The organism is Teichococcus rhizosphaerae, from assembly GCF_002631185.1.
GTDB classification, from domain to species: Bacteria; Pseudomonadota; Alphaproteobacteria; order Acetobacterales; family Acetobacteraceae; genus Pseudoroseomonas; species Pseudoroseomonas rhizosphaerae.
The window spans coordinates 1-14885 of the sequence record NZ_PDNU01000010.1 but is presented as its reverse complement, the minus strand read 5'-3'; the positions used below and the strand labels follow the sequence as shown (position 1 = coordinate 14885).

The window sequence follows — 14885 nt, the reverse complement described above, 5'->3', positions numbered from 1 at the left end:
GGAGTGACGACCGATGGAACGACTGACGGCGGCCCGCCGGCACGCGATGGACTGGATCACGGAGAACGAGGCGCGGCTTTCCGCCTTCAACAAGCGCATCTGGGAGCATGCCGAGCCGGCCTGGCGCGAATACCGGTCGGTGCGGGACTATGTGGAGATCCTGCGCGCCGAGGGCTTCGAGGTGGAGGAAGGGTCGGGCCAGATGCCCACCGCCTTCGCCGCCACCTGGACGCAGGGCGAGGGCGGGCCGGTGCTGGCCAGCTTCTCCGAATATGACGCGGTGCCCGGCAACTCGCAGCAGGTGGTGCCGCGCAAGGCGCCGCGCGAGGGGCTGCACCCCTATGCGGCGGGCCACACGGACCCGCATTCGGTGCTGGGCACGGCGGCGCTCACCGCCATCCTGGCCGCGAAGTCGGCCATGCAGGCGCAGGGCTTCGCGGGCACGCTGAAGCTGTTCGGCGAGCCGGCGGAGAAGGTCTGCGGCTCCAAGCCGATCCATGCCGCCAAGGGCTATTTCGACGGGCTGGACGCCGCCGTGGTGTGGCACCCCTGGCCCTCCAACACGGTGACGGGCGAGACGCATTTCGGCGCCTATTGGAGCGCGGTGATCAGCTTCGAGGCGGAGGCGCCGGAGAAGTGGGTTGATCCGTCGCTGATGCCGATCGACGCCTCGCACGCCATCGCCCGCTGCCCGGGCGCGGTGGACGCGCTGTGCCTGATGTACACCACGACCAAGTACACCAAGGAGGCGATGTTCCCGCACAGCGGCTCCTGGACGCTGAACGAGTACATCCTGGGCGATGGCGGCGCGACCTCCGACAACCTTCCCCCCCGCTTCAGCCAGATCCAGTATTCCTGGCGCTCCTCCTCGCTCGCCATCCAGGAGCAGATCTGGAAGGTGCTGGCGGCCAATGCGCGGCACGTCGCCGCCATCACCGGCTGCCGCGCCTTCGTGCGCTGGGTGACCAAGACGCGCGTCGGCCTGCCCAACACGGCGATGACCGACCTCACCTGGGCCAACCTGCAGGAGGTCGGCGCGCCGCGCTTCTCCGAGGAGGCGCTGGAGTTCGGCCGCGCCATCCAGCGCAACCTCGGGCTGGAGCCGATGGAGGATCCCTTCATCGCCGCCGTCTCGCGCCTGACCTCGCCGGAGGAGAACGAGGCCAAGCTGCGCGCCGGCCTGCCGCCCTGGCAGAAGCACCTCAGCGCCGACGACTATGTGGAATATTCCTGGCACTGCCCGACGGTGCGGCTGCTGGCGGCGCGCCCGCGCCTGCGGACGCCGCAGCCGGGCTATGCCTATCCGGCCTGGGCCTACAACGCGCTGGGCGGGCTGCCCGCGGCGGTCGATCCGGGCATGTTCGTCGCCGGCCGCACCATGGCGCTGACCCTGCTCGACCTGGCGGCCAAGCCCGGCGCGCTGGAGGCGGCGCAGGCGGAGTTTCGCGAGCGCACGGGGGGCGGCGTCGGCGGCAGCCAGTGGGTGGGACCGCTGCTGCCGGCCGATTTCGACCCGCCGGTCGATCTGCGCTGGCCGGAATACGTCTCGACCCCGCGCGGCGAGGAATGGTGCATCCCGACGCCGCATGAGGGCACGGGCGCCGGCGAGCCGCTCTAGGCAGGGGGAGGCGGGCATGGGCCAGGGGCGTTTTCCGTTCGCCCTGATCCATGCCCGATGCTCCGGGCCTTCGTCCTTGCGGGCATCCACACCCGTTCAGGCGGTGCCGCCTGAACGGGCTCCGCCTCAATCCGCCCGGATCCCCGCCTCGCGCGCGATGGCCTGCCAGCGGCGGCTGCCCTCCTTCACCCACGCATCGAGCTGCCCGGCCGGAATGGCGAGCGGGTCCACATAGGCCCGCTGCAGGCGCTCGGCGATCTGCGGCGTCCTTGTGCTGAGCATGGCCTGCTGCAGGCCCTCCACCACATGGGCCGGCGTGCGGGCGGAGACGAAAAGGCCGAACCAGATGCCAAGATCGTAGTCCTTGAGGCCCGCCTCCTGCATGGTGGGCACCTCCGGCAGGGCCGAGGCGCGCCGCGTGGTGGTGACGCCCAGCGGCCGCAGGGCCCCGGCGCGGATATGGGCGGTGGAGGTGGCCGCCGTGTCGAAGCCGAAATCGACCTCCCCCGCCAGCATGGCCGCCACCAGGGGAGAGGAGCCCCGGTAGGGTACATGGGTCGCCTCGATGCCGGCGCTCTTCAGGAACACGACGGCCGAGAGATGCGACGAGCTGCCATTGCCCACCGAGCCATAAACGAGGGGCCGCTGCCGCGCCTCGGCCACCAGCTCCTGCACCGTGCGGGCCTGGCTGCGCCTGGGCACGGCCGACAGCACGTTGGCCACCTCGCCGATGGTGCCGAGGCAGCGGAAGTCCTCCGCGGCATTCACCCCGGAGTCCCGATAGAGCACCGGGTTGACGCCGAACATGGCGGTGGTGCCGAACAGGATGGTATGGCCGTCCGGCTCCGCCTGGGAGGCCGCGACGGTGCCGATGTTGCCGCCCGCCCCGGCGCGGTTCTCCACCACCACCGGCTGGCCGAGCGCGGCGCCGAGCGGCTCGGCGACGATGCGCCCGACGATGTCGTTCACCCCGCCCGGCGGGTAGGTGACGATCAGCCGGACGGGCCGGCTTGGCTTCCACGCCATGCCCGCGGTCTGGGCCCGGAGCAGCCCCGGCGCCGTGAGGCCGCCGAGGGCCGCGAGCGCCAATCGCCGTGTCGTCATCTTCACCTCCCTGGATGTTGTCATGGGCCGTTCCTGCGGTCCGGGCTAGGCGGCGGGCGGCCGCGCGGCGACCTTCGGGCCGTAGGGGAAATAGGGCGGGTGGTCGCCGATCGCGGTCATGTCCACCTCGACCAGCGCGGGGCCGCGCGCCGCCATGGCCTCGGCCACCGTGGCGCCGAAGGCCGCCGGGTCGGTGACGCGCCAGAAGGGCAGCCCGGCGAGCGCCGCGACGCCGGCGAGGTCCGGCGCCGACAGCGTGTCGAAGCGCCGCCGGCCGCTCGCCACGGCGTCCTGGATGTGGCGGATGACGCCATAGCCGCGGTCGTTCATCACCAGGATCACCATGTCGGGCCGCTCCTGCACGGCCGTCCACAGCTCGCCCATGTTGAGGAAGAAGCCGCCATCGCCGGTCATCACCACCGTCCTGGCGCGGCCGGGCGCGAGGGCCGCGCCGATGCCGAGGCAGAGCCCCTGCCCGATGCCGGCGCCGACGGGGTAGATGTTCGTGGTGGTATCGTCCAGCGCGAAGAGCTTGTTGCCCCAGGTGCTGTTGTTGATGGTGATGTCGCGCGCCCAGACCGCGTCGCGCGGCACCACCGCGCGGAGCTGCTCGGCGAAGCCGGCATAGGGGCCGAGCGAGGCGCGGAAGGCCGCGCGGGTGTCGCGTTTCAGCGCCCGGAACGCCTCGCCGAAGGCGGGGTCCGCGCGGAAGCGGCCCCCGAGGCGGGCGGCCAGCCCTTCCAGCGCCAGCGCCGCATCGGCGCGCAGGAACAGCGTGTTCGGGTAGGTGCGGCCATCCGCGAGCGGATCGACGTCGATCTGCACCAGGTTGCGCGGCAGGGGCACGGAGAAGTCGCCCGTCTCGTGCCCGCGCAGCCGCGAGCCCGCGACGATCATCAGGTCGACCCCGCCATAGAATTCCTCGACCCCCGCGAGGCCCTGGCCGTTCAGCGCGCCGAGATTCATCGGGTGGTCCTCCGGCACCACGCCGCGCCCGGCCCAGCTCGTCACCATGCCGAAGCCCATCTCCAGCAGGGCGCGGGCTCCCTTGCCCGCCCGCGCCGCGCCACGGCCGAGCCACAGCATGGGGCGCCGGGCCCGCATCACGCGCTCGGCGAGCCGCTCCAGCGCGGCCTCGTCCGGCGGCAGCGGCGGCGCGAGGGGGAGGGCGAAGCCATCCAGCGTGTCCGGGCGCGGCAGCGCCGCGCGCTGGATGTCGATCGGCACCTCGATGCTGACCGGCCCCATGGGCGGGGTGAGCGCGTCGCAGGCCGCGCGGGTGAGGACGCCCAGCGCCTCGGCGGCCGAGCGGATGCGGTAGGCGGCCTTGCCCGAGGCGCGCAGCATGCCGAGCTGGTCCGGCACGTCGTGCACCGTGCCCATGCCGCGATCGACGAAGCGGGTCGCCGTCTGCCCGGTGATGTGGAGCAGCGGCGTGCCGGCGAAGCGCGCCTCCACCAGCGCCGCCACCACATTGGCCGCGCCCGGCCCCGTGCTGGTGAAGACGCAGCCCAGCCCGCCCGAGGCGCGCGCGTGGCCATCCGCCATGTGCCCCGCCCCGGCCTCGCCGCGCGTGGTCACGAAGCGGATGGCGTTGCGCCGGGAGATCGCGTCCAGCATCGGGATGTTGTGGACCGAGACGATGCCGAAGGCGGTGGAAACCGCGCAGGCGTCGAGGAACTCCGCGATCAGGTCGCTGACCGTGTAGCTGTCCGGCATCAGGCGGGCCATCCTTGCTGTTGCGTCGGGAGGTTGCGCGGGGCGCGGGAAGGCGGCGCCGTCACGGGAGCCGGATGCCGGCCTGGCGGATGACGCCGCCCCATTTCGCGTGCTCCGCCGCGATGCGGGCGGCATAGGCCTCGGGCGCGTCGCCGATCGGGGTGGCGCCGAGCTCGGCGAGCCTGCGCGCGACGGCGGGGCGGGAAAGCCCGGCGGCGAGGACGGCATGCGCCCGCCGGATGATGGCCTCGGGCGTGGCTCTCGGCGCCACCACGCCGAACCAGGCCGTCACCTCGTAGCCCGGCAGCGTCTCGGCGATGGCGGGGATGTCCGGCGCGCCGCTCCAGCGGGCGGCGCCGGTCACGCCGATGCCGGTCAGCAGGCCGGAGCGGACATGCGGCAGGATGGAGGGCAGGTTGTCGAACCCGTAGCCCAGCCGGCCCGCCAGCAGGTCCGGCATCAACGCGGCCGAGCCGCGATAGGAGACGTGGTCCGCCTCGATCCCCGCCTGGAGGCGGAACAGCTCGGCGGCGAGATGGGTGGTGCCGCCGATGCTGGTCTCGCCATAGGCGAGGCGCCGCCGCTTCGCCAGGGCGATCAGCTCCGCGGCGGTCCGCACGCCCAAGCCCGGATGCGCGGCGAGGAGGTTCGGCACCTCCGCCACCTGCGTGACGGGCGCGAAGTCGCGCAGCCCGTCGAAGCCGGGCTCCTTGTAGAGATGGGCGTTGATCGAGAGCGGACCGGGCGAGCTCAGCAGCAGGGTGTAGCCGTCGGGCTCGGCGCGCGCGGCCTGCGCCGCGCCGATGTTGCCGCCCGCGCCGGAGCGGTTGTCCACCACCACCGGCTGGCCGAGCCCTTCCGCCAGGATCTCCGCCGCGATCCGCGCCAGGATGTCGCTCGTGCCGCCGGCGGGAAAGGGGCAGATCATCCGGATGGGGCGGTCGGGCCACCCGGCCGCCGCCGCGCGGCGGGCGCCGAGGGCGAGCGCCGCCCCGGCGCCGGCGAGCCAGCCGCGCCGTGTCACCATCGATGGCGCGCCGATTCGCGGGCCTGTGGCCATGACGTTCTTCCCCCTGCCGTGTTTTGGCGCAGTCTGCGCGACGGAGCGGCCCGCTGGCCAGACCCTATCTCGCGCGGAGCGTCGCGTGCCCTCTTCCGCCCCGGCTCCCGCTCCCGCCCCCGCCCTGGCGGCGGGCGGCGATGGGAGCGATGATGGCGGCCACCGCCACAACGGGGCGCGCGCCGGCCGCGCGCCTTCCACCCGGGAAGCCCCTCATGACCGACATCCTCGCCGAGCAGCTGATCGAGCGCTTCTTCCGCTACCTCTCCGTCGAGAGCCAGAGCGATGCCAGGTCCGCCACGATCCCCAGCACGCCCGGGCAGCGCCGGCTGGCGGAGATGCTGAAGGCGGAGCTGGAGGCGCTCGGCCTGGCCGACATCCATCTCGACGCTCACAGCATCCTGACCGCGCGGCTGCCGGGCACCCTGCCGGACGCGCCCTGCATCGGCTTCGTCGCGCATCTGGACACGGTGGATGTCGGGCTCTCGCCGGAGATCCGGCCGCAGCGCATGGTGTTCGGCGGCGGCGACATGCTGCTGAACGAGAAGGAGGACATCTGGCTCCGCGTCGGCGAGCACCCCGAGATCCTGCCCTATCGCGGCCAGGAGATCCTGGTGGGCGACGGCACCAGCGTGCTCGGCGCCGACAACAAGGCCGCCATCGCCATCCTGATGACGCTGGCGGCGCGGCTGAAGGACAGCGCCGCGCCGCGCGGCGACATCATCCTCGCCTTCGTGCCGGACGAGGAGATCGGCCTGCGCGGCGCGAAGGTGATGGACCTCGCCCGCTTCCCCGTCGCCTTCGCCTACACGATCGACTGCTGCGAGCGGGGCGAGGTGGTCTACGAGACCTTCAACGCGGCGAGCGTCACCATCGACATCACCGGCGTCACCGCCCATCCGATGTCGGCCAAGGGCGTGCTGGTGAACCCCATCCTGGTCGCGACCGAGCTGGTGGGGATGTTCGACCCGATGCAGACGCCGGAACGGACGGAAGGGCGCGAGGGCTACTGGTGGTGCAACGGCATCTCCGGCAACCAGAGCGCCGCGCAGCTCCAGATCTCCATCCGCGACCATGACGGCGCCCGGTTCGAGGAGCGCAAGGCCTTCGTCGCGGAGGCCGTCGAGGCGGTGCGCCAGCGCCATCCGCGCGCGCGGATCGCCTGCCGCATCGAGGACAGCTACAAGAACATCGATGCGGCCCTCGGCAATGACCGCCATTGCGTGGAGCTGATCTTCGAGGCGCTGCGGCGGATGGAGATCGCGCCCAGGGCGATCGCGATGCGCGGCGGCACGGATGGCTCGGCCCTGTCCGCCCGCGGCGTGCCGACGCCCAACTACTTCACCGGCGCGCACAATTTCCATTCGCGCTTCGAGTTCCTGCCCGTGCCGGCCTTTGTGGACTCCTACAGGCTGACCGAGCAGCTCTGCGCGCTCGCCGCCCGGCCGCGCGGCGAGGGCTGAGCCCGGCCGCCTTCCGCTTCCATCCCGGCGCGGACAGCCCCGCACCGGGATGCCGGCCCTCCGGCGCGACGGGCAATGCCCGCATTGACAGGGTGGGCGCTCTCCAACACGATAACCCGATGGGATGATATCGCATGCCGATACGGAGGCGGGAGACCCCGTTGCCCGGCCGCGAGCGGACAGCCTCGCCGCCAACCCGCGGCACCGGAACCCGCGCCGCCCCCGCCGGAAGCCGGCCCGCCCATGGGAGGACTTGCCGCTTGGCCCGTCACATCGCCTGCCTTTCCTACGATTTCGACACCTGGTCCGGCTTCGCCTCGCGCGGGATGATGACGCCGACGCCGATCTCGCGCGGCGAGTTCGGCATCGTCGGCGCCCGGCGCATCCTGGACCTGCTCGCCAGCCGCGGCATCCGCGGCAGCTGGTACATCCCCGGCGTCGTCATCGAGACCTACCCGGAAGCCTGCGAGCGCGTGGTGGCCGGCGGCCACGAGATCGGCCACCATGGCTGGAGCCATGTCCCGCCCGCCGAGCTGCCGCCGCAGCGGGAGGCGGAGGAATTCGCCCGCGCCGTGGAATCCATCCGGCGCCTGACGGGGCGGGGCCCGGCCGGATACCGCTCCCCCGCCTGGGACCTCAGCGCGCAGAGCATCGACCTGATGATCCAGCATGGCTGCCGCTATGACAGCAGCATGATGGGCCATGACTGCGAGCCCTACTTCGCCCGCAGGGGCGACAGGGTGGCGGTGGATGCGCCACTGGCCTTCGGCGAGACGACGGACCTGGTCGAGGTGCCCATCAGCTGGTCGCTCGACGACCATCCGCATTTCGAGTTCTTCCGCACCCCCGCCGGCATCATGCCGGGCCTGGCCAATGCCGATGCGGTGCTCGCCAACTGGCTGGCCGATTTCGAGTACATGACGCGCACCACGGAATGGGGCGCCCTGGTCTTCACCTTCCACCCTTACGTCAGCGGCCGCGGCCACCGCATGCTGATGATGGAGAAGCTGATCGACGGGCTCGGCCGGATGGGCGCGGCATTCCTCACCCTCGACGAGCTCCAGCAGGAATTCCGCGCCCGGCAGGGCGGCTGAGGGAGGAGGAACCGCCGTGACCGAACAACCCCGCCTGTCCGGCCGCGTGGCCATCGTCACCGGCGCCGCCGGCGGCATCGGCGCCGCGACGGCCCTGCGCCTGGCGCGCGACGGCGCGCGCGTCCTGCTGGCCGACCGCTCGCCCGAGGTGGAGAACACCGCGCGCGAGGCGGGCGGCACCGCGCTGGTGCTCGACCTGGACGACAGGGACGCCGGCGCCCGGCTCGCCGCGGCGGCGCTTGGCGCCCATGGGCGGCTCGACATCCTGGTGAACAATGCCGGCATCGGCGGCAGCCGGACGCTGGCGGAGTCCGACGACGCGCTGATCGACCGCTTCATCGACATCAACCTCAAGGCGGTGCTGCGCGTGACGCGGGACTGCCTGCCGCACCTGGCCCGGCCGGGCGGGCGCATCATCAACATCTCCTCCATCTTCGGCCTCGTCGGCTATCCGGGCACGGCGGCCTATGCGGTGGCCAAGGCGGGCGTGGCGCAGCTCACCCGCCAGCTCGCCTGCGACCTGGGGCCGGAGGGCATCCTGGTGAACGCCATCGCCCCCGGCGTGATCGAGACGCCGATGACGGCGAACTCCCTGAGGAACCCGCACTACCTGGCGAACATGCTGGCGCCCACGCCGCTGCGGCGCGCCGGGCGGCCGGAGGAGATCGCCTCCGTCGCGGCCTTCCTGGCCTCGGAGGACGCCTCCTTCGTCACCGGGCAGGTGCTGGTGGTCGATGGCGGCTGGCTCACCGCGCGCGCCGCGCCGCTGGCGGCGGGCGCCTGAACCCGCGCGGCCGCGACATCCCATCCAGCAGGAGCAGCAACATGAAGCGTCGTACATTTCTCGCGGCGGGAGCGGCGGCGCTCGCCGCCCCCTCGCTCGGGCTCGCGCAGCAGGGCAAGGTGCTGCGCTTCATCCCGCAGACGGATCTGAGCTTCATCGACCCCATCTTCAGCCTGGCCTACGCGACGCGGAACCATGGCTACATGGTGTTCGACATGCTCTACGGCCATGACAGCAACTTCCGCGTCTCGCCGCAGATGGTGGAGGGCCATGTCACCGAGCAGGAGGGGCGCCTCTGGCGGCTGACCCTGCGCGACGGGCTGATGTGGCACGATGGCGAGAAGGTCCTGGCGCGGGACTGCGTGGCGAGCATCCGCCGCTGGGGCGCGCGCGACCCCTTCGGCCAGGCGCTGCTGGCCGCGACCGACGAGCTTTCGGCGCCGGACGACAGGACCATCCGGTTCCGCATGAGGCACCCCTTCCCGCTGCTGCCCGAGGCGCTCGGCAAGCTGCCGCCGCTGCTGCCCGTCATGATGCCCGAGCGGCTGGCGCGGACCGATGCCTTCACCCAGGTGACGGAGATGGTGGGCTCCGGCCCCTTCCGCTTCCTGGCCGATGAGCGCGTCTCCGGCGCGCGCGCCGTCTATGAGCGGTTCGCGGGCTATGTGCCGCGCTCCTCCGGCACGGCGGACGGCACCGCCGGCCCCAAGGTGGTGCATGTGGACCGGGTGGAATGGACCACCATCCCCGACGCCTCCACCGCCGCCGGCGCCCTCCGCGCGGGCGAGCAGGACTGGTGGGAGTTCGCCGCCAACGACATGCTGCCGCTGCTGAAGCGGATGCGCAACGTGCGGGTCGCGGTGCAGGAGCAGGCCGGCATGATGTGCTTCATGCGGCTCAACCACCTGCACGCGCCCTTCAACAACCCCGCCATCCGCCGCGCGCTGCTCGGCGCCTTCAACCAGGCCGACTACATGATGGCGGTGGCCGGCGACGACCCGGCGATGTGGAAGGCGCCGGTCGGCTTCTTCACGCCCGGCACGCCGATGGCGAGCGACGAGGGCATGGGCGTGTTCCAGGGCCCGCGCGACCACGACAAGGTGAGGCGGGAGCTGGAGGCCGCCGGCTACAAGGGCGAGAAGGTGGTGCTGCTGGGCGCCACGGACCCCACCTTCATCCATGGCCTGAGCGAGGTGGCCGCCGACATGCTGCGGAAATGCGGCATGAACGTCGACTACCAGCTGTCCGACTGGGGCACGCTGACCGCCCGCCGCTCCAGCCGGGAGCCGGTCGCGAATGGCGGCTGGAGCTGCTACATGACGGCGCTGACGGGCGTGGACATGACCAGCCCCGCGCTCAGCGCGCCGCTGCGCGGCAACGGCGCCCAGGCCATGGCCGGCTGGCCGGACCTGCCGGAGGTGGAGAAGCTCATCGGGGAGTGGTTCGCGGCGCCGGGGCTGGCGGAACAGCAGCGCGTGGCCGCGCGGCTGCAGGCCCAGGCCTTCCGGGACGTGCCCTACATCCCGGCGGGGCAGTTCCTCCAGGCGGCGGCCTACAGCACCAGCCTGCAGGGCGTGCTGCGCGGCTTCCCGCTGTTCTGGAACGTCCGCAAGGGCTGAGGGCGGGACCTTCCCCTATTCCGCGCCGCAGCTCAGCAGCTCCTGCACCCTGACCTGCGACGGGTCCGACCGGCCGAGGGCGGACAGGCGCAGGCACGTCCCGTTGCGGCGGACGCGGTTGCGCGGGTCGTGCGCCAGGGAGGCGGATTGCCAGCCATCGCCGAGCTGGGGCTCGAACAGATTGGCCGGGTCCAGCCCCAGATGGGCGTAGAGCTCGCTGATCAGCGCGGTGGGAACCATCAGCTCGGTCAGCGTCGGAACCAGGGCGGTGAGCGTCTCGAGGTCCTGGACCGTCCACGCCTCCTGCTTCCTGCCGCCCAGCGCCGCGAGATAGGCGCGGGTCAGCGGGTCGATCCGCCGGTCCCGCAGGAAGGCCTGGATGCGGGGCGGCATGACGCGCTGCGGCCCCGTGTCGCCCAGGGCGGCGAGGTCCTGGCCAGCGAGGTCCAGGGCCGCGAGGTCCAGGGCCGCGGGGCCGCCGCCTGGCCGGCCCGCCGGGGGCGGCCCGGGCTGGCGAGGCGCGACGATGCCGGGAATGGCACCGCCCGGCGCCGCCTGCCGGAAGGCCTGGCAGGCCGGGCTGTTGCTGCCCGGCCCGCAGCTGACGGCGGGAACGCCCGGCTGGCCCGGCAGCGCCTGCGGGTGCTGCGCCGCGGCCGGCGCGGCCCCGGCCAGCAGGACCAGACCCAGACCCAGGCCCAGACCCAGGGCGAGCCTAGCGGCCATGGCCCGCGCCCGGCGTGAATTGCTGGATCTGGACCGAGCCCGCCCGGCCGCTCTGGGTGACGACCACGCCGGCGCCGCCCGCCTGCCGCGTCTCGGCATCGTGGCCGCTGCCCGCCTGGCGGATGACCGAGAGGTTGCCATGGCCGCTCTGGCGGATGGCGGCGCGGTTGCCGGTCCCGGCCTGGAGGGTCTCGGCGCTGTTGCCGCCGCCTTCCTGGACGATGCCGGAGGCGTTTCCGCCGCCACGGGCGATCAGCCGGGCACTGGCCTGCTCCGTCCAGACCGCGCTGTCCTGCGCGGCGGCCGGAAGGGGCGCCAGCGCGGCGAGCAAGGCGAGAAGTCTGCGCATCGTCCGTCCTCCGCTTGGTTCTGGTTCGGCGGGGGAGGGCAAGCCCCTCCCCCGCCGGTTCCGGCTCAGCGCTGCGTCTGCGAGGCGTGGTTGCCGTTGCCGCTCTGGTGGACGGTCTGGGTGTTGTGGCTGCCCAGGCCGCCCATGCGCTGGATGGCGTCGCCGTTCCGGCCGGTCTGCACCACGAGCTGGATGCTGCCGAGCTGGCCGGTCATGCTGGAGTCGGCGAAGTTGCCGTAGCCGCTCTGGGTGTGGGTGATCGTGCTGCCCACCACGGCGCCCTGGTAGGCGATGGATTCGTGGCGGTCGCCGCTCTGGCCCTGCGTGATCTGGCTGCCGACGGCGAAGAACTGCTCGCCGGTGGCCTTGTTGCCGTTGCCCGCCTGGGTCTGGGTGATGGTGCTGTTGTAGGAGGCGCCCGTCTGCGTCGCGCTGGCGACGTTGCCGTTGCCGCTCTGGGTCTGCCCGATGGTGACGCGGCCGGAGCCCGCCTGCGTCGCGGTGGCCAGGTTGGCGTCGCCCGCCTGGGTCTGGGTGATGGCGTTGTGGGTGGCCAGGAACAGGTCGCCCGACTGCGAGGCGGCCGCGACGTTGTCGTCGCCCGTCTGCTTCTGGGTGATGCTGCTGTGGCGCGCGGTGTTCTGCGTGGCCGAGGCGCCGTTGCGGTCGCCCGCCTGGGTCTGCGTCACCGAGGAGCGGTAGCCCAGGCCCTTCTGGACCGAGGCGGCCTCGTTGCGGTGGCCGTCCTGGCCCTGGGTGGCGGTGTAGTACTGGCTGCCCCACTGGTAGGCGTTGGCGTCGTTGCCGCTGCCGGCCTGGATCTGCACCGCGTCGTTGTCGGAGCCGCCGACCTGGTTGATGTAGGCGACGTTGTCGCTGCCGGCGAGGGCGCCGCTGGTCAGGGCGCCGCTGGCCAGGGCGAAGGTGGCAACCGTGGCGAGGAGGATCTTGCGCATGTACGCTTCCCTTGTGTGTGTGTGCTGGTGGTGGTGGTGACTGGTCGGAGGCTCAGATGCGCCCCTCCGGGCGCGCGCCGTCAGCCTTGCCCGGGCCGCCCGTCGGGGCCTGCGCGGTCACGGATGGCGGAATTTCGCCGTCGCGGGTCGCCAGGTGCTCCTGGATGACCGCGCGTCCCTGGTTCTCGTCGGCGAACTGCCAGTATCCCTTGGAGGCGCCCTCGACGATCATGGCGTGGACCGCCTTCTCGATCGCCTGGCGCACCGCGAGCTGGCGGGGTTCGTTGGTGGTGGTGCCCGCCTCGATCTGGAGCAGCTTGTTCCAGCCGACATAGCGGTTGGCCATGCCCTGCAGGCCGACCGAGTAGATGGTCTTGTCCGCGGTGACGCTGACGAGCACCTCGCCCGTCGCCACGCTGACGGCGCGGAGATAGACGCTGACATTGTCGCGGCGGTAGTCGACATGCGCGCCGATGCCGAGGAAGCTCGCGCCCGCGCCGCCCGTCAGGATGTTGCTGTCATAGCCGATGATGCCGCCGGTGAGCATGACGCCCGCGTTGCGCAGCGGCGCGATGGGCGGCAATGGCTGGCCGCTCGCGCCGACATGCTCGGAGCGGTTGGCGCGGATGATCTGGCGCTCCTGCAGCAGGTCGCCCAGGCGGTTGCGCTCGAGAACGTTGAACCAGCGGTTCCCGCCGCCCGCCTCCTTCAGCGCGTTGATCAGGATGCTCGCGCCGCCCTGCGTGACGGCGAAGGAATACTCGGCGAAGTTCTCGTTGGGGCGGTGCTGCCCCGTCTGGTCCTGGAAGTTGAACACCGCGACGTCGATCCTCTGCCGCGGCTGCGGCAGGGAGCGGAGCTCGTCGGTCGATTGCGGCCGGGCGCCGAGCGTCGGGCGTTCGGCCATCATGCTCGCCGGCGCCGTGCCGCAGGCGGCAAGGCTCAGCATGCCCAGGGACAGGGCAAGGGCAACGCGCTTGGACATGTGGGGAACCTTCAGAACTGGGGCGCGGGGATCTTGATGTTGGTGCGGCCGCCCGAGGCCGCGTCCGCGATGTCGATGTCGATCTGCCCGCCCACGCGGTTGAAGTTCACCGTCGTGCTGCCCATGGTGAAGGTGCCGCTGTCCCGGGCATTCTCGCCGAGGATCTGCTGGCCCACCGTCGAGGCGATCTGGCTCAGCAGGCTGGCGGTGATCTGGTTGGTGAATTGCTGCGCGGCCGAGGTGGTGTCGGTGACCGCGAGCCGGTCCCGCTTCGCCTGCGGGCTTTCGGTGAAGCGGTGGTTGTTCGCCCCGGCCAGGCCGAGCAGGTAGCTTCCGTTGAGCGGGCTGCCGCCGAAGGAAGGGTTGACCGGCGTATAGACGAGGTCCCGCGCCATGGCGGCCGGAGCGGAGCCGATGATGAAAAGGCCTGCCGCCAGGAGGCGGCAGCGGATCAGGGCGCGGGGGCTTATCATTCCTGTGCTCCGGTATATTTTTTTAGACTAATTCGGCGTTAATCCCGTTTAGCGAGATTCTTTCCTGGGCTGCAACCTTTCATTAACCCCCTGGAAGCAAGGACCCGTCACACCCGCGTCAAAAAAGTTAATGCGAAACCGTGGCTTGCACCGCGCCACCCCCTGGCGTGGCGGGTGAGGCTGGAGCAGCCGGCACCGGGGCGCCATGATCGCGCCCTCCAGCCTCCCCTCTCGCCGCCGAGGGCAGGCCGCCACTGCCAGGGTGCCTGAGCGCGATGTCCCTTTCCCGCCCCCCTCCGGTCCTGATCGACGGACCCGCCGGCAAGCTGCAATTCCTCCTCAGCCTGCCTTCCGGGGCGCCGCGCGGCATCGCGCTGGTCAGCCACCCGCAGCCGCTGCTGGGCGGCTCGCCGCGCCACATCGTCCCGCACAGCGCGGCGCGGCGGCTGGGCGCGGCGGGCTGGATCGCGGCGCGGCCCAGCTTCCGGGGCGTGGATGGCTCGGAGGGTACATACGACCACGGGATCGGCGAGGCGGAGGACGCGCTGGCCGTCGCCGCCCATCTGCGCGCGCAGCATCCGGGGCTGCCGCTGGCGCTGGTGGGCTTCTCCTTCGGCGCCCATGTCTATGCGCGGCTCGCCTGCCGGCTGGAGGCGGCGGCGGCGCCCGCGGCGGCCATCGTGCTGATGGGGCTGCCGGTCGGCACCGTGCCCGGCGGGCGGAACTACGAGGCGATGCCGATCCCCCGCCGCGCGCTGCTGCTGCACGGGGAGGAGGACGCGATGGCGCCCCTTTCCGCGCTTCTGGAATGGGGGCGCCCGCGCCAGCACCCGGTGGTGGTGTTTCCCGGCACGGACCACTTCTTCAAGGGCTGCCTGGAGCAGGCCCTGGACCTGGTGGTGGCCCATCTGCGGGAGGCCGCGCCCTGAGGGGCG

At 72.3% G+C, this 14885-nt stretch carries 14 protein-coding genes; 6 read left to right on the top strand and 8 right to left on the bottom strand.

Annotated elements, in window-relative coordinates:
- Nucleotides 1-13 precede the first annotated feature (13 nt).
- Nucleotides 14-1618, top strand: coding sequence for a zinc-binding metallopeptidase family protein (locus CR162_RS07845; protein WP_099094991.1), 1605 nt, complete (start codon nt 14-16; stop codon nt 1616-1618).
- Nucleotides 1619-1744: 126 nt separating this feature from the next.
- Here the strand turns inward: CR162_RS07845 and CR162_RS07840 are convergent, their stop codons facing one another.
- From CR162_RS07840 to CR162_RS07830, 3 genes are all read right to left on the bottom strand, one after another.
- The gene (locus CR162_RS07840) at nt 1745-2746 is read right to left on the bottom strand and encodes a Bug family tripartite tricarboxylate transporter substrate binding protein (protein WP_099094990.1); all 1002 of its coding nucleotides are present in this window, start codon (nt 2744-2746) and stop codon (nt 1745-1747) included.
- 21 nt (nt 2747-2767) lie between these two features.
- Nucleotides 2768-4441 (bottom strand): thiamine pyrophosphate-binding protein, encoded by a 1674-nt coding sequence (locus tag CR162_RS07835; RefSeq protein ID WP_099094989.1) that lies wholly within the window; start codon nt 4439-4441, stop codon nt 2768-2770.
- A gap of 61 nt (nt 4442-4502) precedes the next feature.
- The gene (locus tag CR162_RS07830; protein ID WP_218014849.1) at nt 4503-5501 is read right to left on the bottom strand and encodes a Bug family tripartite tricarboxylate transporter substrate binding protein; all 999 of its coding nucleotides are present in this window, start codon (nt 5499-5501) and stop codon (nt 4503-4505) included.
- Nucleotides 5502-5716: 215 nt separating this feature from the next.
- On the opposite strand from CR162_RS07830, the gene pepT reads away from it, so the two are divergent.
- The 4 genes from pepT (at nt 5717) to CR162_RS07810 (ending at nt 10461) form a co-directional block, all read left to right on the top strand.
- Nucleotides 5717-6964, top strand: coding sequence for a peptidase T (gene pepT, locus CR162_RS07825; RefSeq protein WP_099094987.1), 1248 nt, complete (start codon nt 5717-5719; stop codon nt 6962-6964).
- A gap of 260 nt (nt 6965-7224) precedes the next feature.
- Nucleotides 7225-8058 carry a polysaccharide deacetylase family protein gene (locus CR162_RS07820; RefSeq protein ID WP_099094986.1) on the top strand — a complete coding sequence of 278 codons (834 nt, stop codon included), beginning with the start codon at nt 7225-7227 and terminating at the stop codon, nt 8056-8058.
- A gap of 16 nt (nt 8059-8074) precedes the next feature.
- Complete coding sequence (locus tag CR162_RS07815) at nt 8075-8842, top strand: SDR family NAD(P)-dependent oxidoreductase (RefSeq protein ID WP_099094985.1); 768 nt, start codon at nt 8075-8077, stop codon at nt 8840-8842.
- Nucleotides 8843-8883: 41 nt separating this feature from the next.
- Complete coding sequence (locus tag CR162_RS07810) at nt 8884-10461, top strand: ABC transporter substrate-binding protein (protein WP_099094984.1); 1578 nt, start codon at nt 8884-8886, stop codon at nt 10459-10461.
- A gap of 15 nt (nt 10462-10476) precedes the next feature.
- Here the strand turns inward: CR162_RS07810 and CR162_RS22325 are convergent, their stop codons facing one another.
- From CR162_RS22325 to CR162_RS07785, 5 genes are all read right to left on the bottom strand, one after another.
- Complete coding sequence (locus tag CR162_RS22325) at nt 10477-11187, bottom strand: hypothetical protein (RefSeq protein WP_099094983.1); 711 nt, start codon at nt 11185-11187, stop codon at nt 10477-10479.
- Entirely contained in the window at nt 11177-11536 is a 360-nt protein-coding gene (locus CR162_RS07800) for a hypothetical protein (RefSeq protein WP_099094982.1), read from the bottom strand. The genes CR162_RS22325 and CR162_RS07800 overlap by 11 nt, the downstream gene beginning before the upstream one ends.
- Nucleotides 11537-11601: 65 nt before the next feature.
- Nucleotides 11602-12492 (bottom strand): hypothetical protein, encoded by an 891-nt coding sequence (locus tag CR162_RS07795; protein WP_099094981.1) that lies wholly within the window; start codon nt 12490-12492, stop codon nt 11602-11604.
- Between the two features lie 52 nt (nt 12493-12544).
- The gene (locus CR162_RS07790; protein ID WP_099094980.1) at nt 12545-13477 is read right to left on the bottom strand and encodes a CsgG/HfaB family protein; all 933 of its coding nucleotides are present in this window, start codon (nt 13475-13477) and stop codon (nt 12545-12547) included.
- An 11-nt stretch (nt 13478-13488) separates the two neighbouring features.
- Nucleotides 13489-13950 (bottom strand): curli assembly protein CsgF, encoded by a 462-nt coding sequence (locus CR162_RS07785; RefSeq protein WP_099094979.1) that lies wholly within the window; start codon nt 13948-13950, stop codon nt 13489-13491.
- A 275-nt stretch (nt 13951-14225) separates the two neighbouring features.
- Here CR162_RS07785 and CR162_RS07780 point away from each other — a divergent pair, with 275 nt between their 5' ends.
- Nucleotides 14226-14879: an alpha/beta hydrolase gene (locus CR162_RS07780; protein WP_099094978.1), complete on the top strand. Its 654-nt coding sequence runs from the start codon at nt 14226-14228 to the stop codon at nt 14877-14879.
- Nucleotides 14880-14885 lie beyond the last annotated feature (6 nt).